Origin of the sequence: Streptomyces sp. 3MP-14 (genome assembly GCF_006334905.2) — a bacterium.
In the GTDB taxonomy this organism is placed as follows: Bacteria; Actinomycetota; Actinomycetes; order Streptomycetales; family Streptomycetaceae; genus Streptomyces; species Streptomyces triticirhizae.
This window is the reverse complement of the sequence record NZ_VDLZ02000014.1, coordinates 1-20,030: the sequence shown is the minus strand read 5'-3', so window position 1 is coordinate 20,030 and position 20,030 is coordinate 1. Positions and strand designations below refer to the sequence as shown.

Annotated in this window: 16 protein-coding genes; 11 read left to right on the top strand and 5 right to left on the bottom strand. The window is 74.4% G+C overall.

Annotated features, from left to right (window positions below; genetic code table 11):
• The first annotated feature begins 54 nt into the window (after positions 1-54).
• From glpK to FH609_RS22090, 8 genes are all read left to right on the top strand, one after another.
• Positions 55-1,599, top strand: coding sequence for a glycerol kinase GlpK (glpK, locus tag FH609_RS22125; RefSeq protein WP_139670803.1), 1,545 nt, complete (start codon positions 55-57; stop codon positions 1,597-1,599).
• 6 nt (positions 1,600-1,605) lie between these two features.
• Positions 1,606-3,204: a glycerol-3-phosphate dehydrogenase/oxidase gene (locus tag FH609_RS22120; protein WP_139670801.1), complete on the top strand. Its 1,599-nt coding sequence runs from the start codon at positions 1,606-1,608 to the stop codon at positions 3,202-3,204.
• A gap of 76 nt (positions 3,205-3,280) precedes the next feature.
• Positions 3,281-4,930 carry an ABC transporter substrate-binding protein gene (locus FH609_RS22115; RefSeq protein WP_226961879.1) on the top strand — a complete coding sequence of 550 codons (1,650 nt, stop codon included), beginning with the start codon at positions 3,281-3,283 and terminating at the stop codon, positions 4,928-4,930.
• Between the two features lie 13 nt (positions 4,931-4,943).
• Positions 4,944-5,894 carry an ABC transporter permease gene (locus tag FH609_RS22110; protein WP_139670799.1) on the top strand — a complete coding sequence of 317 codons (951 nt, stop codon included), beginning with the start codon at positions 4,944-4,946 and terminating at the stop codon, positions 5,892-5,894.
• Positions 5,891-6,757 (top strand): ABC transporter permease, encoded by an 867-nt coding sequence (locus FH609_RS22105; RefSeq protein WP_139670797.1) that lies wholly within the window; start codon positions 5,891-5,893, stop codon positions 6,755-6,757. The genes FH609_RS22110 and FH609_RS22105 overlap by 4 nt, the downstream gene beginning before the upstream one ends.
• Positions 6,754-8,427: an ABC transporter ATP-binding protein gene (locus FH609_RS22100; protein WP_139670795.1), complete on the top strand. Its 1,674-nt coding sequence runs from the start codon at positions 6,754-6,756 to the stop codon at positions 8,425-8,427. Before FH609_RS22105 ends, FH609_RS22100 begins: the two co-directional genes overlap by 4 nt.
• Complete coding sequence (locus FH609_RS22095) at positions 8,424-9,482, top strand: LLM class flavin-dependent oxidoreductase (protein ID WP_139670792.1); 1,059 nt, start codon at positions 8,424-8,426, stop codon at positions 9,480-9,482. The genes FH609_RS22100 and FH609_RS22095 overlap by 4 nt, the downstream gene beginning before the upstream one ends.
• Before the next feature lie 178 nt (positions 9,483-9,660).
• Positions 9,661-10,641 (top strand): PAC2 family protein, encoded by a 981-nt coding sequence (locus FH609_RS22090; protein ID WP_139670790.1) that lies wholly within the window; start codon positions 9,661-9,663, stop codon positions 10,639-10,641.
• Between the two features lie 110 nt (positions 10,642-10,751).
• Here the strand turns inward: FH609_RS22090 and mshC are convergent, their stop codons facing one another.
• Positions 10,752-11,981, bottom strand: coding sequence for a cysteine--1-D-myo-inosityl 2-amino-2-deoxy-alpha-D-glucopyranoside ligase (mshC, locus tag FH609_RS22085; protein ID WP_139670788.1), 1,230 nt, complete (start codon positions 11,979-11,981; stop codon positions 10,752-10,754).
• Between the two features lie 401 nt (positions 11,982-12,382).
• On the opposite strand from mshC, the gene FH609_RS22080 reads away from it, so the two are divergent.
• Positions 12,383-12,943, top strand: a complete 561-nt coding sequence (locus tag FH609_RS22080; RefSeq protein WP_139670787.1) for a hypothetical protein — start codon at positions 12,383-12,385, stop codon at positions 12,941-12,943.
• A 64-nt stretch (positions 12,944-13,007) separates the two neighbouring features.
• On the opposite strand, the gene FH609_RS22075 is transcribed toward FH609_RS22080, so the two are convergent.
• The 4 genes from FH609_RS22075 to FH609_RS22060 form a co-directional block, all read right to left on the bottom strand.
• On the bottom strand, positions 13,008-13,853 hold the full coding sequence (locus FH609_RS22075) for an SCO1664 family protein (protein WP_139670784.1): 846 nt from the start codon (positions 13,851-13,853) through the stop codon (positions 13,008-13,010).
• Entirely contained in the window at positions 13,814-14,407 is a 594-nt protein-coding gene (locus FH609_RS22070) for a DUF3090 domain-containing protein (RefSeq protein ID WP_139670782.1), read from the bottom strand. The genes FH609_RS22075 and FH609_RS22070 overlap by 40 nt, the downstream gene beginning before the upstream one ends.
• 109 nt (positions 14,408-14,516) lie before the next feature.
• A complete protein-coding gene (locus tag FH609_RS22065) occupies positions 14,517-15,209 on the bottom strand; it encodes an MSMEG_4193 family putative phosphomutase (RefSeq protein ID WP_139670780.1) in 693 nt (230 codons plus the stop codon).
• Between the two features lie 125 nt (positions 15,210-15,334).
• The gene (locus FH609_RS22060) at positions 15,335-16,384 is read right to left on the bottom strand and encodes an LLM class F420-dependent oxidoreductase (RefSeq protein WP_139670779.1); all 1,050 of its coding nucleotides are present in this window, start codon (positions 16,382-16,384) and stop codon (positions 15,335-15,337) included.
• An 85-nt stretch (positions 16,385-16,469) separates the two neighbouring features.
• Between FH609_RS22060 and FH609_RS22055 the strand changes: the two genes are divergently transcribed.
• Together FH609_RS22055 and FH609_RS22050 are read left to right on the top strand one after the other, a co-directional pair.
• Positions 16,470-17,456 (top strand): aldo/keto reductase, encoded by a 987-nt coding sequence (locus FH609_RS22055; protein ID WP_139670778.1) that lies wholly within the window; start codon positions 16,470-16,472, stop codon positions 17,454-17,456.
• On the top strand, positions 17,453-19,360 hold the full coding sequence (locus FH609_RS22050; protein ID WP_226961878.1) for an ATP-binding domain-containing protein: 1,908 nt from the start codon (positions 17,453-17,455) through the stop codon (positions 19,358-19,360). The genes FH609_RS22055 and FH609_RS22050 overlap by 4 nt, the downstream gene beginning before the upstream one ends.
• Positions 19,361-20,030 lie beyond the last annotated feature (670 nt).

Genomic DNA, 20,030 nt, shown 5'->3' with positions numbered 1-20,030 from the left:
AACGGGTACCCGCCTCACGCACGACCGCACCGCCACGACCAGGAGTCGCCAACCATGACTGACGCTCAGGACCCCGCACTCACCACCGAGGCGCGCGAGTACATCGCCGCGATCGACCAGGGCACCACCTCCAGCCGCTGCATCGTCTTCGACCGCGACGGGCGCATCGTCTCCGTCGAACAGAAGGAGCACGAGCAGATCTTTCCCAAACCGGGCTGGGTGGAACACGACGCCAGGGAGATCTGGGCGAACGTCCAGGAGGTCGTGGCCGGCGCGCTGGCCAAGGCCGAGATCACCAAGGAACACGTCAAGGCGATCGGCATCACCAACCAGCGCGAGACCACCTTGCTGTGGGACCGGTCCACGGGCGAGCCGGTCCACAACGCCATCGTCTGGCAGGACACCCGCACCGACGCGCTCTGTCGCGAGCTGGGGCGCAACGTCGGCCAGGACCGCTTCCGCCGGGAGACCGGGCTGCCGCTGTCCTCCTACTTCGCCGGGCCGAAGATCCGGTGGCTGCTGGACAACGTGGAGGGGCTGCGGGAGCGCGCCGAGCGCGGCGAGATCCTCTTCGGGACGATGGACTCGTGGGTGATCTGGAACCTGACGGGCGGCCCCGACGGCGGGACGCACGTCACGGACGTCACCAACGCCTCCCGCACGATGCTGATGAACCTGCGCACGCTGCGCTGGGAGGAGCGCATCTGTGACTCGATCGGCGTACCGATGGGGGTTCTTCCGGAGATTCGTTCCTCCTCCGAGGTCTACGGCCACGCCAAGGGCGGCGTGCTGGACGGCGTGCCGGTCGCCTCGGCGCTGGGCGACCAGCAGGCCGCGCTCTTCGGGCAGACCTGCTTCTCGGTGGGCGAGGCGAAGTCGACCTACGGCACCGGAACGTTCCTGCTGATGAACACCGGCAACCAGGCCATCAACTCCTATGCCGGCCTGGTCACCACGGTGGGCTACCGGATCGGCGACCAGCAGCCGGTCTACGCGCTGGAGGGGTCCATCGCGATCACCGGCGCGCTGGTGCAGTGGATGCGCGACCAGATGGGCCTGATCCACAGCGCGGCCGAGATCGAGACGCTGGCCCGTTCGGTGGACGACAACGGCGGCGCCTACTTCGTGCCCGCGTTCTCCGGGCTGTTCGCCCCCTACTGGCGGGCCGACGCGCGGGGCGTCATCGCCGGTCTGACCCGCTATGTCACCAAGGCCCACATCGCAAGGGCGGTCCTGGAGGCCACGGCCTGGCAGACCAGGGAGATCGTCGACGCCATGAAGAAGGACTCCGGCGTCGAGCTGACCTCCCTCAAGGTGGACGGCGGGATGACGTCCAATAATCTACTCATGCAGAACATCTCGGATTTTCTGGACGCACCCGTGGTGCGGCCGATGGTCTCCGAGACGACCTGTCTCGGCGCCGCCTACGCCGCCGGGCTCGCCGTCGGCTTCTGGTCCAACATCGAGGACCTGCGGGCCAACTGGCGACGCGCGGCCGAGTGGACGCCCGAGATGGACCCGGCCGAGCGCGACCGGGAGTACCAGTTCTGGCTCAAGGCCGTGCAGCGGACCATGGGCTGGCTCGACGAGGAAGGCTGACATCAGATGAACACCCCGCACCCGACAGCCGAACCGGCCGCGATAGCCCGCGCCGAGCGGCGCGCCGAGACCCGGCAGCGGCTCGCCGAGGCTGCCTATGACCTGCTGGTCATCGGGGGCGGCATCCTGGGTACCTCGGTCACCTGGCACGCCGCCCAGTCGGGTCTGCGGGTGGCGATGGTGGACGCCGGCGACTTCGCCGGCGCCACCTCGTCCGCGTCCTCCAAGCTGGTGCACGGCGGCCTGCGCTACCTCCAGACCGGCGCCGTGCGCCTGGTGGCCGAGAACCACCACGAGCGGCGGGTGTTGGCGAAGGACGTCGCGCCGCACCTGGTCAACCCGCTCACCTTCTACCTCCCGGTCTACGAGGGCGGCCCGCACGGCGCGGCCAAGCTCGGCGCCGGGGTCTTCGCCTACTCGGCGCTCTCCGCCTTCGGCGACGGCGTCGGCCGGGTCGTCTCGCCGAAGAAGGCGGCGGCCACGGTGCCCGCGCTGCGCACCGAGGGCCTCAAGGCTGTCGCGGTCTACGGCGACCACCAGATGAACGACGCCCGCGTCGCGGTGATGACGGTCCGCGCCGCCGCCGAGGCCGGCGCGACGGTGCTCAACCACGCCGAGGTCACCGGGCTGCGGAAGACGGCCGGGCGGGTCACCGGGGCCGAGCTGCGGGACCGTCTGGACGGCACGGAGTTCGGCGTCAACGCGCGGCTGGTGCTCAACGCGACCGGCCCGTGGGTGGACCGGCTGCGGCTGATGGAGGACCCCGGCGCCGAGCCCAGCGTGCGGCTCTCCAAGGGCGTGCACCTGGTGATGCGGCGGGTCGCGCCCTGGCCGGTGGCGCTGGCCACCCCGGTGGACAAGTACCGGATCACGTTCGCCCTGCCCTGGGAGGACCAGCTGCTGCTGGGCACCACCGACGAGACCTACGAGGGCGACCCGGGCGAGGTCGCGCCGACCGAGGCGGACATCGCGCAGATCCTCGACGAGGCCGGGCACTCGGTGCGCGACGAGCAGCTGGACCGGGACCTGATGACCTACGCCTTCGCCGGGCTGCGGGTGCTGCCGGGCGGTCCGGGCGGGGTCGCCAAGGCCAAGCGGGAGACGGTGGTCACCGAGGGCGCCGGCGGGATGCTGTCGGTGGCGGGCGGCAAGTGGACGACCTACCGGCACATCGGGCGCACCGTGCTGCGCAAGCTGGCGAAGCTGCCGGGCGGCCCGCTGGGCGCGGAGATGGAGCCGGTCTCCGACCTGGTGCGGCGGGTGCCGCTGCCGGGCGTGGCGGTGCCCAACGCGGTGGCCCACCGGCTGCTGGCCGACCCGGAGCTGGGCGAGCTGCTCGGCCCGGCGACGGCGGCTCATCTGGCCGGCCACTACGGCTCCTTGGCGTTGGACGTCGCCGAACTGGCGCGCCAGGACCGGGCGTTGGGCGAGCGGGTGCATCCGGACAGCCCGGAGATCATGGCGCAGCTCGTCTACGCCAGGGACCGGGAGTGGGCCGAGACGCCGGACGACGTGCTGCGCCGGCGCACCACGTTGACCGTCAGGGGCCTGGACACGCCGGAGGTGCGGGAGAAGGTCGAGCGGGTGCTGGGCACCGGCGTTTAGACCATCTTCCCTTCATACCCCGTCAACACGACGGCGAGAGACTGAACTGCGTTGCGACCTGAAGGAGTTGTCGCCCGTGCGGTTCAGTCTCTCGTCGTCGTCTCCGTCGTTGTTCCCCGCCGCCCGCCGCCGGCCGGTCGTGCCGGCGGCGCTGCTGTGTGGCGCGCTGCTGGTCTCCGGCTGTTCCTCGGCCGCCTCGTCCTCCGGCTCCGGTGAGGAAGCCGGGGAGCCAATCTCGGGCGGGGAGTTGACCTTCGCCCTGGCCTCGGCGCCGACCTGCGCCGACCCGCAGCAGGCGGGCACCAACGACTCGATCTATCCGGCCAGGCAGCTGGTGGACTCGCTCACCGACCAGGACCCCGAGACCGGGGAGATCGTGCCCTGGCTGGCGGAGTCCTGGGAGGTCAACGAGGACGCCACGGTCTACACGTTCACCCTGCGCGAGGACGTGACGTTCAGCGACGGGGCGCCGCTCGACGCCGAGGCGCTGCGGCGGAACCTGGACGGCATCGTCGAGTTGGGCGCCAGGGCGCCGCTGGCCACCAGCTATCTGACGGGCTACCAGGACACGGAGGTGCTGGACGAGTTGACCGCAGAGGTCACCTTCGAGCGGCCCAACGCCCAGTTCCTCCAGGCCACTTCGACGCCGGCACTGGGCCTGCTGTCGCCGGCCACCCTGGAGAGCGACCCGGCCGACCGGTGCGTGACGGTGGTGGGCTCGGGCCCGTTCACGCTGGAGGAGTACCGCCTCAACAGCTTCGTGCGGCAGGTCCGCAGGGAGGACTACGCCTGGGGCTCCTCGCTGTGGGACGAGCCGGAGGGACCGGCGCGCCTGGAGCGGCTGACGTTCGAGGTGATCCCCGAGTCGGGGGTGCGCACCGGCGGGCTGTCCTCGCAGCAGGTGGACGCGATCGGCGGCGTGGCCCCGCAGGACGAGGCGACGCTGGAGGCGGCGGGCCTGACGCTGGACCGGCGCGCCAACCCGGGGCTGCCGTTCTCCCTCTTCCCGCAGCTGGAACGGCCCATCCCGGCCGACCCCCGGGTGCGGCAGGCGGTCTCGCTGGCCATCGACCGGCAGGAGGTCGTGGACACCGTGCTGTCGGAGTCCTACCGGCCGGCGACCAGCTCGCTGGCCTCGACCACCGACCTGTACGCCGACCACTCCGAGCTGCTGGCCCACGACCCGGCCGCCGCCGAGGCGCTGTTGGCGGAGGCCGGCTGGGAGGAGGGGCCCAACGGCATCCGGGTGCGGGACGGGCAGCCGTTGCACCTGGACATCGTGTGGGGCGCCAACTTCGGCCCGAACCAACCCTCGTTGGAGCTGATCCAGCAGCAGCTGCGGGAGGTCGGCATCGACGTCACGCTGCGGACGGTCACCATCGCGGAGTACAACGCCGTCCGCGAGGAGGGCGACTACGACTACGCCTGGTCCAACACCACCCGCACCGACCCGGACATCCTGCGGGCCGCGTTCTCCAGTGAGTTGGCCAACCTCTCCCGGGTGGACGACCCCGACCTGGAGGCGCTGCTGCACGAGCAGAACGCCTCCGTCGACCCCGAGGTGCGCGGGCCGCTGGTGGAGCGGCTCCAGCGGGAGCTGCTGGAGAAGGGCTATCTGGTGCCGGTCTTCGAGCTGACCACGGTGCTGGGTCTGGACGGGGACGTCCACGACCTGGACTTCGAGGCCAGTTCGCGGCTCCAGTTCCACGACACCTGGCGCGGCTGAGCGGCGGCCAGGGATGGGACGGTATGTGACGCGCCGGCTGCTCCAGGCGGTGCTGGTGCTGTGGGCGGCCTACACGCTCTCCTTCGCGGTGCTCTATCTGCTGCCCGGCGACCCAGTGGAGATCATGGCCGCCGGCGGCGGCGAGGTCACCGAGATCAGCGACGAGCAACTGGACGCGGTGCGGGCCGAGTACGGGCTGGACGCGCCGCTGGCCGAGCAGTACCTGGACCGGCTGGGCGCGGCGCTCACCGGGGACCTGGGCACCTCGGTGCAGACCGGGGAGCGGGTCTCGGCCATGGTCGCCGAGCAGCTGCCGGCGACGCTCCAACTGACGTGCGCGGGCGGGGCGTTGGCGCTGCTGCTCGGCTCGGCGGTGGCGCTGGCCGGCGCGCACACCCGGCGGCCCTGGCTGCGGCAGCTGCTGCTGTCGCTGCCCTCGGTCGGCGCCTCGGCGCCCACCTTCTGGGTGGGGCTGCTGCTGATCCAACTGGTGTCGTTCCGCTGGGGCTTGCTGCCGGCGATCGGCGACCAGGGGTGGCGCAGTCTGGTGCTGCCGGCGTTGACGCTGGCGCTGCCGACCTCGGCGGTGCTGGCGCAGGTCTTCGCCAAGAGCCTGCGGGACGCGCTGCGCGAGCCCTATGTGGAGACGGCCCTGGCCAAGGGCGCCAGCCGGGCGCGGGTGACGCTGCGGCACGCGGCGCGCAACGCCTCGCTGCCGGCGTTCACGGTCTTCGGCGTGCTGGTGGGCAACCTGCTGGCCGGCTCGGTGGTGGTGGAGACGGTCTTCTCCCGCACGGGGGTGGGGCGGATCACGGCGACCTCGGTCACCGTGCAGGACATTCCGGTGGTGCAGGGCCTGGTGGTGCTGGGCGCGGTGGCGTTCGTGCTGGCCAACCTGCTGGTCGACCTGGTCTACCCGCTGCTCGACCCCCGGGTGACCACGGGCGGGGCGGTGGCGCGATGACGTCCGAGACGACCGTGGAACGTTCGCCCGCCGCCGCGTGGCCGTCCCGGGCGCGGGCCCTGCTGCGCGCCCCGGGCCTGGTGCTGTCCGTGGTGCTACTGGTGCTGGTCGGGCTGGCCGCGCTGGTGCCCGGGCTGCTGACGGGGCAGGACCCGCTGACCGGGGTGCCGGCCGACAAGCTGCTGCCGCCCAGCCTCGAACACCCCTTTGGCACCGACCAGTTGGGCCGCGACCTGCTGTCGCGCACGGTGCACGGCACCGCGCCGACGCTGCGCGCCGCGCTGCTGGCCATCGCCATCGGCCTGGTGCCGGGCTCGCTGCTCGGGCTGCTGGCCGGCGCGGTGGGCGGCGTGGTCGACGACGTGCTGATGCGGGTGGCCGACGTGCTGCTGGCGATCCCCGGGCTGCTGCTGTCGCTGGCGCTGATCACCGCGCTCGGCTTCGGCACCACGCGGGTGGCCGTCGCGGTGGGCGCCGTCAGCATCGCGGGCTTCGCCCGGGTGATGCGCGCGCAGGTGCTCCGGGTGCGGGAGAGCGACTACGTGGAGGCCGCGCACGCCTCCGGCACCCGCTGGCCCGGCGTGCTGCTGCGCCATGTGCTGCCCGGGGCGTGGGGACCGGTCGTGGTCTTCGCGGCCGTCGAGTTCGGCACGGTGGTGCTGGCCATCTCCTCGCTGAGCTTCCTCGGCTACGGGGCCGTGCCGCCGGAGCCCGAGTGGGGCTCGCTGGTCGCCGGCGGCCGCGACTACCTGGCCACCTCCTGGTGGCTGACCACGCTGCCCGGGCTGACGATCGCGCTGACCGTGCTGGCGGCGAACCGGGTCGCCCGCGCGCTGGAACGGGGAACGGGGGAGGCGTCGTGACGGAACCTCAGGAGCGGGTCGCCGAGCGGCCGTTGCTGTCGATCGCCGACCTGCGGGTGAACTACCGCACCCGGGGCGGGGTCGAGGAGGCGGTGCGCGGGGTGAGCCTGGACGTCGCGCCGGGCGAGGTGGTGGCGCTGGTCGGCGAGTCCGGCTCGGGCAAGAGCAGCACCGGGCACGCCGTGATGGGGCTGCTGCCGGCGGGCGGGGTGCGGGTGGCCGGCCGGATCGACTTCGACGGAACGGACCTGGCCCGGGCCGACGAGCGCCGGCTGCGTTCGCTGCGCGGCCGGGAGATCGGCCTGGTGCCGCAGGACCCGACCGTCTCCCTCAACCCGGTGCAACGGGTGGGCCGCCAGGTCGCCGAGGTGCTGCTGATCCACCGGCTCGCCGACCGGGCCGAGGCGCGGGAGCGGGCCGTGGCCCTGCTGGAGCGCGCCGGCGTGCCCGAACCTGCCGTGCGCGCCCGGCAGTTCCCGCACCAGCTCTCCGGCGGCCTGCGGCAGCGGGTGCTGATCGCCATCGCGCTGGCCGCCGACCCGCGCCTGGTGATCGCCGACGAGCCGACCAGCGCGCTGGACGTGACCGTGCAGCGGCACATCCTGGACCACCTGGAGACGTTGACCCGCTCCACCGGCACCGCCGTGCTGCTGATCACCCACGACCTGGGCGTCGCGGCCGACCGGGCCCGGCGGATCGCGGTGATGTCGCAGGGCCGGATCGTGGAGGTCGGCCCGGCCGAGCGGGTGCTGGGCGACCCCCAACACCCCTACACCAAGGCCCTGTTGCGCTCCGCGCCCAGCCTGGACGGCGGCCCGGTCGCCGCCCGCCCGCCGGCCGCCGACCCGGAGCGGCCGCCGCTGGTGCGGGCCGAGGACCTGGTGAAGGTCTTCCCCGCGCCGCGCGGCAGCGGGGCCGCACCGACCCGGGCGGTCGCCGGGGTCAGCCTGGCGGTGCGCACCGGCGAGACCCTCGCGCTGGTCGGCGAGTCGGGCTCGGGCAAGTCGACCACCGCGCGGATGCTGGTGCGGCTGACCGACCCCACCTCGGGCCGGATCGACTTCGACGGGCGGGACATCACCGCGCTGCGCGGCTCGGCCCTGCGCCGGCTGCGGCGCCGGGCGCAGATCGTCTACCAGAACCCGTACGCCTCGCTGAACCCCCGCTTCTCGGTGGGCGAGGTGATCGGCGAGCCGCTGCGGGCCTTCGGCGTCGGTCCGCGCCGGGTCCGCCAGGCCCGCGCCGCCGACCTGCTGGAGCGCGTCGGCCTGCCCGCCCGCACCCTGCACCGGCGGCCGGCCGAGCTGTCCGGCGGGCAGCGGCAGCGCGTCGCCATCGCCAGGGCGCTGGCGCTGGAGCCGGACCTGGTGGTGTGCGACGAGCCGGTCTCCGCGCTGGACGTGACCTCACAGGCCCAGATCCTGGACCTGCTGGCCACGCTCCAGGAGCAGTTGGGGCTCGCCTACCTGTTCATCTCGCACGACCTCGCGGTGGTGCGCCGGATCGCGCACCGGGTCGCGGTGATGCGCCGGGGCGAGGTGGTCGAGGAGGGGCCGGTCGGCCGGATCTTCGCCGAGCCCGCGCACCCCTACACCCGCGAGCTGCTGGCCGCCATCCCCGGCACCCGGGCCCGGCCCGGCCGGGACCCGAAGGAGGTGCCCACCGCATGAGGTTCTCGGTGCTGTCGCTGATCGGCTCCGCCCCGCACCCGCTGACCGGGGCGGTGACGCCGGCCGCCGAGCGGCTGGCCGACGTGGTCGAGGTGGCCGTCGCCGCCGAGCGGCTCGGCTTCGACGCGGTGGCCGTCGGCGAACGCCACGCCGGCGACTTCCTGTCCTCCAGCCCGGCCGTCGTCCTGGCCGCGATCGCCGCCCGCACCTCCCGGGTGCGGCTGCTGACCGGAGTAACCGTGCTCTCCGTCCTGGACCCGGTGCGGGTCGCCGAGGAGTACGCCACCCTCGACCAACTGGCGCACGGCCGCCTGGAGTTGGTGATCGGCAAGGGCGCCGAGGCCGGCCACTTCTCGCTCTACGGGCTGGACGAGGCGCGGCAGTGGGACCTGCTGGCCGAGAAGTACGCGCTGCTGCGCCGGCTGTGGCGGGAGGAGAACGTCAGTTGGAAGGGTGAGTTCCGGCCACCCCTGCACGGCGTCACCACCGTGCCGCGCCCGTTCGACGGGCCGCCCCGGGTCTGGCACGGCTCGGCCACCAGCGAGAACTCCACGGAGCTGGCGGCCCGTTATGGCGACCCGCTCTTCACGGCCAATGCGATCCAGCCAAGGGAGGCGTACGTTCGGCTGGTTGACCACTACCGGGAGCGGTACGCGGCGCACGGCCACGACCCGGCCCTGGCGTTCCTCGGCGCGGGCTCGGGCGGGCTGTGTCTCGCGGACACCACCGAGCGCGCGATCGAGCGCTACGGCGCGCTCTACGAGGCCCGGGTGCGCCAGTCGTTCAAGCCGCACCTGGTGGGCAGGGCCGGCTACAACACACCGTTCACCACCGTCGAGGAGGCAGTGGAGAGCGGCCCGGCGCTGATCGGCAGCCCCCAGCGGGTGATCGACAAGATCCTGGGCTTCCACGCCTCCTACCGCCATGACCTGCTGTCCCTCACCGTGGACGGGCTCGGCGCCGGGCGCTCCGAACAGATCGAGACGCTGCACCGGTTCGCCGAGGAGGTCGCCCCCGTGCTGCGCCGCGAGGCGCCCACCGCCCTGTGGGAATGAACGGTCCGTCGGAGCCGTTCCGGACCCGGGGGCGAGCCGTTCGGCGACAAGCCTGCCCCGGGCAGGCGTACGAGGACGGCCGGCTGGGCACGGTCACGCCGTAGGCTGGGGCCGCACGGAAACTTGATGCAGCCGGGTCGGACAACACCGTCCCGTCCCGGCCGGGAGGAGGCGCTGGGTGATCGAGCTCGACGGAGTTCCCGAGCTGGTTGACCCGGTCATGGTGGCCGCGTTCGAAGGCTGGAACGATGCTGGTGACGCCGCCTCCGCAGCGGTGGCACACCTGGAACGGGAGTGGAAGGGCGAGGTGTTCGCGGCCCTGGACGCCGAGGACTACTACGACTTCCAGGTCAACCGTCCCCACATCTGGCTGGACGGCGGGGTGCGACGCATCACCTGGCCCACGACCAGGCTCTCCGTGGTCCGGATCGGCTCCGACGACGGCCCGGTCAGGCGGCGGGACCTGGTGCTGGTGCGGGGCATCGAACCGAGTATGCGCTGGCGCTCGTTCTGCAACGAGATCCTGGGCTTCGCCCACGAGTTGGGCGTGGAGATGGTGGTGGTGCTGGGCGCCCTGCTGGGTGACACCCCGCACACCCGTCCCGTTCCGGTCACCAGCGTCACCTCGGACGAGGACCTGGCCAGGACCCTGGACCTGGAGGAGTCGCGGTACGAGGGACCGACCGGCATCGTCGGCATCCTCCAGGAGGCCTGTGGCCACGCCGGCGTCCCGGCGGTGACGCTCTGGGCGGCCGTGCCGCACTATGTGGCCCAACCGCCCAACCCGAAGGCGTCGTTGGCGCTGCTGCACGCGCTGGAGGATTTGCTGAACCTGGGCATCCCGCTGGGCGACCTGCCGGAGGACGCCCGCGCCTGGCAGATCGGCGTCGACCAACTCGCCGCCGAGGACAGCGAGGTGGCGGAGTATGTGAAGTCCCTTGAGGAGGCCAGGGACACCGCCGAGCTGCCGGAGGCGTCGGGTGAGGCCATCGCCAAGGAGTTCGAACGGTATCTGCGGCGCCGCGACGGGCAGCCGCCGGGCAGCGGCGAGCAGGGCTCCTATCTGCGCGACCCAGGCAGCCACCGGCCCCGCCGGCCGCGCCCGCCCGAGGGCGAGGGCGGCCCGCAGGACGGGGGCGGCAAGGAGCCGGAGGAGTAGCCACCCCGGCGGTCGATCGGCCTGTGCGACGCGCGTCAACTTCCTTGTATGAGCGGGAAGTTGTCGCGCGTCGCTGGTTCTTCGGCCGGGGGCGGGGGCCCTCGGCGCGCCTACAGGGCGACGCCCAGCAGCGCGTCCACCGCGCGGGTGACCACGCCGGGCGCGCCCGGGTCGTCGCCGCCGTCGCGGTCCTGGGCCTCGGCCCAGCGGTCGACGGCGCGCAGCGCGGCCGGCGCGTCCAGGTCGTTCGCCAACGCGGCCCGCACCTCGGCCACCAGCGCCTCGGCCGGCGGGCCCTCGGGCCGGGAGACGGCGTGCCGCCAGCGGGCCAGCCGGGCCTCGGCCGCGCCGAGCACGTCGTCGGTCCACTCCCAGTCGGCGCGGTAGTGGTGCGCCAGCAGCGCCAGCCTGATGGCCGCCGGGTCCCGGTGGTCCCTCCGCAACTGGGAGACCAGCACCAGATTGCCCTTGGACTTGGACATCTTCTCGCCCTCGTAGCCCACCATCCCAGCGTGCACATAGGCGTGCGCGTACGGGTGGGTGCCGGTGAGGACGCGGGCGTGCGAGGCGCCCATCTCGTGGTGCGGGAAGGCGAGGTCGGAGCCGCCGCCCTGGATGTCGAAGCCCATGCCGAGGTGGTCCAGCGCGATGGCCACGCACTCCACGTGCCAGCCGGGCCGGCCGGCACCGAGGCTGGCGCCGTCCCAGGACGGCTCGCCCGGGCGGGCGGCCCGCCACAGCAGCGGGTCCAACGGGTTCTTCTTGCCGGGCCGGTCCGGGTCGCCACCGCGCTCGGCGGACAGCTCGCGCATCGTGGCGGCGTCCAGCCCGGCGACCGATCCGAAGCGGGCGTCGGAGGCCACCGAGAAGTAGGTGTCGCCGTCCACGTCGTAGGCGGCACCGGCCTCCCGGAGCCGTTCGATCAGCGGGACGATCCGGGGTATGGCCTCCACCGCGCCGACGTAGTGGTCGGGCGGCAGCATCCGCAGCGCGGTCATGTCCTCGCGGAACAGCGCGGTCTCGCGCTCCGCCAGCTCGGTCCACGGCACCCCGGTGGCCTCGGCCCGCTCCAGCAGCGGGTCGTCGACGTCGGTGACGTTCTGCACGTACTCGACCTGCCGCCCCGAGTCCAGCCAGATCCGCTGCACGAGGTCGAACGCGGTGTAGGTGGCCGCGTGCCCCATGTGGGTCGCGTCATAGGGGGTGATGCCGCAGACATAGAGCCGCGCGACGGGCCCGGGCGGCAGCGTCACCGACCGCCGCGCCGAGGTGTCGTGGATCGTCAGATCCGGGCCCTGACCGGGCAGAACGGGGACCTTGGAGGCAGGCCAGGCATACATGCCACCGAGCCTAACGTCCTGGGCCGAGCCCCGTCCCGGCGGGAGCCCCCCGGGGGCGGGCCCCGGTCGTCGCCGCTCCGCCGAGGGCCCCGCCGGCGCCCGTCACACCATCGGACTTCTGTGCGGGCGGACGCTCCTGGCCACGGGCTCCGGGTGCGCTCGCGGCGGGCCGGCCCGGCGTTCCCCGAGTTGAGCAGTGGTTTCGCCGCGCCGGCGCCCGTTCGACGGAGGCACGGCACACGGGCGGGCGGGCCGGGGCCCTGCCGGGCCGGCCGGTCGGGCCGTTACTGTACGGACGCGGCGTGTCGCGCACCGCCGTCACGCGCGGCACCGGTCACGCGCGGCGGCGATGTCGCGCGGCACCGTCCACACGCGGCGCAGACAGCTGAGAAGGAGATCCCGTGTCCTCGCCCTACGGCCCCGAACACTCCCCGACCGGTGACGTGGGCGCGGCGCTCATGATCATCGACTCCCGGCTCAAGAGCTTCCACGCCGGGAAAGACGGCACCGACCCCGAACACCAGGCGATGATCGACCAGTTCACCGCCTCCCTGAGCCCCAAGGGAGCCCGGGACGTCCTGGAGGGCGCCTGCTCGCTCATCTACATGTTCATGAGCTGGCTGCGCCAGGCCCACGAGGACGAGGACAAGGACGTCATCGAGTACGTGGTCCCCACCCTCGTGAGCACGATGCGGATGATGCCCAGGAGCGTCCGGCCCGAGACCATCCCGACCATGGCCGGTCTGGTCATCGCCGCCGGCACCGGCCTGAGCCCGAACCTGTGGCGCCTCCAGTACGGGGACTGGACCAAGGAGGAGATGACCCCCCTGGAGGTCACCGCCCTCCTCCTCGCCGAACACATCAACCGCGTCACCGACGACCCGGACTTCGCCACCCGCATGGTCGCGGAGGCGCTCTCCCGCACGGACCCCGAGGGCCCGGAGGGCCCGGAGGAGGACTGAGGGACCGCCGCCCACGGCCAGATCAGGGGCCGGCCAGATCAGGGGCCAGCCAGATCAGGGGCCGTCAGATCAGGGGCCAGGGGATCGCGGGCCACTCGCCGCCGGGGAGGGGGTGGATGCCGGTGGCGAGCAGGTCGGCAACCCGTTCGCGGAGCGCTTCGCACTCCTCCCCGGTCAGCAGCTCCGCGAGGCGCTTCGCCAGCGGGCGCCCGTCGGCCAACTCATCGCCCAGCCCGGCCAGGGCCGCGCGGATCTCCGCCGGCAGCGGCTCGCCGCCCCAACCCCACAGCAGCGTCCGCAACTTGTTCTCCGCGTGGAAGCTGACCCCGTGGTCGATGGCGTGCAGCCGGCCGTCGTCCAGCGGCAGCAGGTGGCCGCCCTTACGGTCGGCGTTGTTGATCACCGCGTCCAGGGTGGCCAGCCGGCGCAGCCGCGCGTCGTCGGCGTGCACCAGCAGCGCCGTCCGGCCCTCCGCGACCTCGGCGAAGCCGACGGCCTTCCAGCCTGGCCCCGGCTCCTCCCCCTCGACCAGGGCCAGCAGCCGCTCGGGACCCCGGCCGAAGTCGGCCGCGTCCGGCTTAGGGCCCACCCACAGCTGGCACATCCCGACGCCCAGCGGCCCCTCGCGCAGCACCGTCGGCGGCACCAGGTCCCAGCCCAGCGCGCGGCAGACCTCGTAGGCGGCGACCTCCCGCTCGGCGAGGGTGCCGTCGGGGAAGTCCCACAGCGGGCGTTCGCCGGACACCGGCTTGTAGACGCAGTGCAGCGTGCGGCCGGCCCGTTCGACGGTGGCGTAGAGGACCGCGTTGGAGGCGTCGGTGATCTGCCCCAGGATCGTCAACTCGCCCTCGGCGAGGACCTCGTACGTGCTCACGCCCGGCTGCGACGGTATCCGTTCTGGCGCGGACATACGTGTCCCTCCGGGTCGAGCGGCAGGCTGCACAGCGGGCAGGGCGGGCGGCCGGCGTTGACGACCTCCAGGGCGCGTTTGGCGAAGGCGCGCGCCATGGTGCCGCTGAGCCGGACCCGCAGCATGGGCGGGCCGTTCTCGTCGTCGCGCAGCAGCCGCTCCTCGGCCTCGGCGAACTCCTCCTCGGAGTCCGCCTCCAGCTCGACCAGCGCCTGCGCCTCGACGATCATGCGCTCGGCCTCGCCGTCCCAGGCCAGGGCCATGGTGCCGACCCGGAACTCCTCGTCGACTGGCGAGGTCAGCGGCGCGGTGTCGGTGAGTTCGGAGGGGGCGACGGCCGGGACCGAGGTGTTGCCTCCCGAGCGCCGGACGACCTCGTCCAGCAACTCGTCGATGCGCTCTGCGAGCGCTTCCACCTGCGCCTTCTCCAACGCGACGCTGGTGGTACGGCCGGCCGCCGACGCCTGTAGGAAGAACGTGCGGCGGCCAGGCAACCCGACGGTCCCGGCGACAAAGCGTTCGGGAGGGTCGTAGAGGAAGACCTGACGGGACACGTACTGCTCCGGGGGATCGATTGCTGGGACACGTGCACCCTACTGCGCTTCGCGATCACCGTGCCCGGGACCGTCCGTGGCCGGCCACCGGGTGCGGCCCACGTTGTGCCTAGGCGCCGCCGCCCACCGGGGACTCGGTGGTCTCGGCGACGTCCCGGGTGGCCGCCTCGGTCTGCGGCACGAACTCGCCCAGGTCTCCGGTGTCCCCGAAGCGCAGCAACATCGGGGGCTCGGTGTAGCGGATCGCGGTCACCGAGGCGGGGTGCGGCAACAGCCGTTGGAACAGGTCGAGATGCATCCCCAGCGCGTCGGCGACCACGGCCTTGATGTTGTCACCATGGGTGCACATGAGCCAGACCGCGTCGGCGCCGTGCTCCTCGGCGACCCGGGCGTCCCACTCGCGGACGGCCGCCACCACGCGGTGCTGGACGTCGCGCAGCGCCTCGCCCTCGGGGAAGACCACGGCGGACGGCTGGACGCGGACGGTGCGCATCAGCTCGGTTTCGGCCAGTTCCTTGAGCGGCCGGTTGGTCCACCGGCCGTAGTCACACTCGGTGACCCGCTCGTCGGCGTGGACCGGCAGCTCGGGGCGCGCCTCGCGCAGCGGGGCGACGGTGCGCGCGCAGCGCAGCAGGGGGCTGTGCACGACGAGGGCCAGCGGCACCCCGGCCAGCCGTCCTGGCAGCGCCCGCGCCTGCTCCTGCCCGTAGTCGTCGAGGTCGACGCCGGGGGTGCGGCCGGCGAGCAGCCCCGAGGAGTTGGCGGTGGTCCGGCCGTGCCGGAGCAGCAGAAGCGTGGGCATGGCGACCAGGGTAGAGCAGCGGGGCAACGCGGCCACCGGGGCTTCGAGGCGCTGTCCCCCGTGCGGGGTGGGCTGTTGAACGGGCGGCCATCCGTTCACCGGCGCGCGGAGAGCCGCCGCGCGCCTCAGGCGAGGCCCGCGCGCTCCAGGGCGGCGACGCCGGCGCGCAGGCCGGCGAACCGCTCCTCGCGGGTGAACCCGGCCGGGGCGAGCGAGAGCGTGCTGACGCCGGCGTCGGCGAAGGCCCGCATCCGGTCGGCGACCCGTTCCACCGGGCCGATCAGCGTGGTCGCGTCGATCAGCTCGTGCGGCACGGCGGCGGCCGCGCCGTCCCGGTCCCCGGCGAGATAGCGCTCCTGGATGGTGTCGGCGGCCTCGCCGAAGCCCATCCGATGGGCGAGCCGGTGGTAGAAGTTCTGCGTGCGGCTGCCCATCCCGCCCACATAGAGCGCGGTGTACGGGCGGAAGTGGTCGGCCAGCGCGGTCAGATCGTCACCGATGGCCAGCGGAACGGTCGGCACCACATCGAAGCCGTCCAAGGTCTGACCGATCCGCTCCCGCCCGGCGCGCAGCGGCGCCAGCGTCGTCTCCTCGGCGTGCTCGGGCGAGAAGAAGATCAGCAGGGCGCCGTCGGCGATCTCGCCGGTCTGCTCCAGGTTCTTCGGGCCGATGGCCGCGATGTAGAGGGGAACGCGCTCGCGGATCGGGTGCACGGTCAGCTTGATGGGCTTGCCCGGCCCTTCGGGCAGCGGCAGCGTCCAGTGCGCGCCCTGGTGGGTCAGCCGCTCGCGGGACATGGCCTTGCGGACGATCTCCACATACTCGCGGGTGCGGGCCAGCGGCTTGTCGAAGCGGACCCCGTACCAGCCCTCGGAGACCTGCGGCCCCGAGACGCCCAAGCCCAGCCGGAACCTGCCGCCGGAGAGGCTGTCCAGGGTGGCCGCCGTCATCGCCGTCATCGCCGGGGTCCTGGCCGGGATCTGGAGGATCGCCGAGCCCACGTCGATGCGTTCGGTCTGGGCCGCGACCCAGGACAGTACGGTCGGGGCGTCGGAACCGTACGCCTCGGCCGCCCAGCAGACCGCGTACCCGAGGCGGTCCGCCTCCTGGGCGACCGCCAGGTTGTCCGCGTCCATCCCGGCGCCCCAGTAGCCGAGGTTGATTCCGAGCCGCATGAGTTCCCCTTCACCGCCGCCTACTCACCGGTAACGCACCGGTCCCCCGGACTGTAGCGCGTGCCCGCAAGTACCCTCAACGCCCATGGATCTCAGGCACCTCGGCCGTACCGGACTGCGCGTCTCCCGCCTCGGGCTCGGGACCCTCACCTGGGGCAGGGAGATCGACGAGCGGAACGCTGCCGAGCTGCTGAAGACGTTCTGGGCCGCCGGCGGCACACTGGTCGACACCGCCGACGTCTACGCGGACGGCGAGGCGGAACGGATGCTGGGCCGGCTGGTCGGCGGCTCGGTGCCGCGCGAGGACCTGGTGATCGCCACCAAGGCCGGCAGCGTGCCGGACCCGGACCGCCGCTTCGACACCTCGCGCGGCCACCTGCTGGCGGCGCTCGACGCCTCCCTGGCGCGGCTGCGCACCGACCACGTCGACCTGTGGCAGATCCACGCCTTCGACCCCGAGACGCCGCTCGACGAGACGCTCCAGGCGGTGGACGTGGCCATCGCCACCGGCCGGGCCCGGTACGCCGGGGTCTCCAACTTCTGTGGCTGGCAGCTGGCCAAGGCGGCGACCTGGCAGCTGGCGGCGCCGCTGGGCCGGACCCGGCTGGCCAGCACGCAGATGGAGTACTCGCTGCTGCAACGCGGCGTGGAACGCGAGGTGTTGCCGGCCGCGTTGGACCTGGGGCTGGGGCTGCTGCCGTCGTCGCCGCTGGGGCGTGGGGTGCTCACCGGCAAGTACCGGGAGGGCGCCAGGCCGGCCGACTCCCGGGGCGCATCCGAGGTGCTGGCGGGCTTTGTCGCGCCCTATCTGGACGAGGCGGCCGGCCGGATCGTGGACGCGGTGGCCATAGCGGCCGACGGGCTCGCGGTGACGCCGGCACAGGTCGCGCTCGCCTGGGTGCGGGACCGGCCCGGGGTGGCGGCGCCGCTGCTGGGCGCGCGGACGGCGCGCCAGCTGGAGGAGGCGTTGTCAGTGGAGGCGCTTAGTCTTCCCGATGAGATTCGCCGGGCCCTGGACGACGTCTCGGCGCCGGTGCACCACTATCCCGACCAGGACTGGAGTTCGCTGTGACCTCCGAGCACGCCACCCCCGCCGACGCGGCGGCGGAGCTGCGGGCCGCCGTGCGGGCCGTGGAGAGCGGTGAGCGCCCCGCCGCCTCGTTCTTCAACCGGCCCGAGCCGCCGAAGCCGCCGAAGCCGGCCCAGCGGGGCGGGCCACGCCCGCCGGCGGCCGAGGCGGGGCCGGTGGCCGTGCCGGAGGGGCTGCCGGCGTTGTTGGCCGCCGGGGGCGCGCCGGAGGCGCTCGCGCCCCGGGTCGCGTTGGCGCTCGGGGAGGGCGCGGAGGCGCAGTTGCGCGCCGACCCGTGGCTGCTGCTGGCGACGCCGGGCGTTCCGCCGGGCCAGGCCGACGAGTTCGCCAGGGCGCTGCTGGGCGACGAGGCGGGCCCGGGCGACGAACGGCGCGGACAGGCGCTGGTCGGCTGGCTGTTGGAGCGGGCGGCGCTCGCCGGACACACCGTGCTGGAGCCGGGCCAGCTGGCCGCCGGGCTGCGCGAGCAGGGCGTACCCGAGCCCGAGGCTGCGGTCAGCACCGCCATCGAGGAGGGCGCGGTGCTGGTCTTCCAGGACCGGGGCGCCCCGCTGGAGGCGCCCGCCGGTGAGGACGAACCGGCCGCCGAGGTGCGGGTGTTGGTCGGGCTCGAACACCATGCGCTGGCCGAGGAGAGCCTGGCCGACGGCCTGGCCCGGCTGCACGGCACGTTCGCCGCGCCGGAGGGCGAGGCGGCCGGCGGCTGGGCGGAGGCGGCCGGCGCGGCGCCGAGCGCGTCGGCCGGCGAGCTGATCCGCGCGGCGGCGGGCGCGGCCGTGGTGGCGCACACGGGCGGCGAGGCCGCCAGGGCGGAGCCGGTGGCGCTGGCGCTGGCCGCGGCCCGGCTGGGGCTTCGGGCCGCCGTGGCGGCCCATCAGGCGGACGGGCGGCGGCGGTTGGCGGCGGCGCTGGGCGCCGAGGCGCCGGTGGCGGCGGTGACGGTGGCCGGGCTGCTGGCCGGCGCCGAGGGGCCGGAGCGGGACGCGGAGGGGCACCTCCCGCTGGACCTGCTGGTGGTGCTGGACGCGGCGCAGCTGGCGGCCGAGCCGGGCGCCGCGCTGGTGGAGTCGCTGCCGGACGGGGCGCGGCTGGTGCTCAGCGGTGACCCGCTGCTGCTGGGCTCGGCCGGGCCCGGCCAGGTGCTGGCCGACGTGCTGGCCTCCGGGCGCTTCCCCAGGGTCGTCTCCCGCACGCCGGACCCGGGCCCGGTGGGCGAGTTGGTCTCGGGGATCGGCGTGGGCGAGCTGCTCGCCGTCGAGGCGCCGAACCGGGAGGTGGTGATCGTTCCGGTCGCCGAGCCGGGCGAGGCGGTGCACCGCACGGTTCAGCTGGTCGTCGAGTCCATCCCGCGCGCCTTCGAGGTCGGCGCCGAGCGGGTCCAGGTGATCGTCCCCGGGCACGGCGGGCCGGCCGGCACCCGGGCGCTCAACGCGGCGCTCAAGGACCGGCTGAACCCGGGCCCCGGCGCGTTCGGCGGCTTCGACCCCGGCGACCGGGCGGCCTACTCCCCCGCGCCCGGCCGGCTGCGGCTGGTGCGGGTGGCCGAGGCGGACGAACGGGGGCTGTGGGTGGCCGACGAGGACGGCCGGTTCGTGGTGCCCAGGGAGCGGGTGGCCGAGACGCTCCGGCACGGGTGGGCGATCACCGCCCACCAGGCGGCGGGCCAGCGCTGGCCCGCCGTGGTGGCGGTGCTGCCCGGGGACGCGGCGGGGGCGCTCGACCGGCGCTGGGTGTACACGGCCTTCGGCCGCGCCGAGCGGCACCTGTCGGTGGTGCAGGGCTGCGGGCCGGCGCTGGCCCGGGCCGTGACGGCCCCGCCGGCCGGCGAGCGCACGACGCGGCTGCGGGCCCTGCTGAACGAGGCGCCGGCGCCTGCGGCGGGCTGACCGGAGCCCGGGCCGCGGGCGGCCCGGCCACGACCGCCCGCCTCCGGCGGGGGGCCGCTTCCAGCGGGGGGCGCGTCCGGCGCGGTGCGGCCGGCGGAGCGACACGGCCGCATCCGGCGGGGAGAGGCCGCCCCCGGCGGGGGGCGCGTCCGGCGCGGTGCGGCCGGCGGAGCGACACGGCCGCATCCGGCGGGGAGAGGCCGCCCCCGGCGGGGGGCGCATCCGGCGCAGTGCGGCCGGCGGAGCGACACGGCCGCATCCGGCGGGGAGAGGCCGCCCCCGGCGGGGGGCGCATCCGGCGCGGCGAAGCCGCCTCCGGCGGGGCCCATCCGGCGCGGTGCGGCTGGCGGGGAGGGGAGCCGCTCTCGGCGGGGAGAGGCCGCTTCCAGCGCGGGTGCATCCGGCGCGGCAAAGCCGCACCCGGTGGGGGGCGCGTCCGGCGCGGCGAAGCCGCACCCGGCGGGGGGCGCGTCCGGCGGAGGGGCACGCCCGCCTTCCCCGGGGACCCGGGGACCCGGCGACCCGGCGACCCGGGGACCCGGCGACCCGGCGACCCGGCGACCCGGCGACCCGGCGACCCGGCGACCCGGCGACCCGGCGACCCGGCGACCCGGCGACCCGGCGACCCGGCGACCCGGCGACCCGGCGACCCGGCGACCCGGCGACCCGG

Bases quoted from the DNA above. Each gene is read 5' to 3' on its own strand.
- glpK (WP_139670803.1), top strand. From the start codon at position 55: ATGACTGACGCTCAGGACCCCGCACTCACCACCGAGGCGCGCGAGTAC.
- FH609_RS22120 (WP_139670801.1), top strand. From the start codon at position 1,606: ATGAACACCCCGCACCCGACAGCCGAACCGGCCGCGATAGCCCGCGCC.
- FH609_RS22095 (WP_139670792.1), top strand. From the start codon at position 8,424: ATGAGGTTCTCGGTGCTGTCGCTGATCGGCTCCGCCCCGCACCCGCTG.
- mshC (WP_139670788.1), bottom strand. From the start codon at position 11,981: ATGTATGCCTGGCCTGCCTCCAAGGTCCCCGTTCTGCCCGGTCAGGGC.
- FH609_RS22065 (WP_139670780.1), bottom strand. From the start codon at position 15,209: ATGCCCACGCTTCTGCTGCTCCGGCACGGCCGGACCACCGCCAACTCC.
- FH609_RS22075 (WP_139670784.1), bottom strand. From the start codon at position 13,853: ATGTCCGCGCCAGAACGGATACCGTCGCAGCCGGGCGTGAGCACGTAC.
- FH609_RS22060 (WP_139670779.1), bottom strand. From the start codon at position 16,384: ATGCGGCTCGGAATCAACCTCGGCTACTGGGGCGCCGGGATGGACGCG.
- FH609_RS22055 (WP_139670778.1), top strand. From the start codon at position 16,470: ATGGATCTCAGGCACCTCGGCCGTACCGGACTGCGCGTCTCCCGCCTC.
- FH609_RS22105 (WP_139670797.1), top strand. From the start codon at position 5,891: ATGACGTCCGAGACGACCGTGGAACGTTCGCCCGCCGCCGCGTGGCCG.
- FH609_RS22110 (WP_139670799.1), top strand. From the start codon at position 4,944: ATGGGACGGTATGTGACGCGCCGGCTGCTCCAGGCGGTGCTGGTGCTG.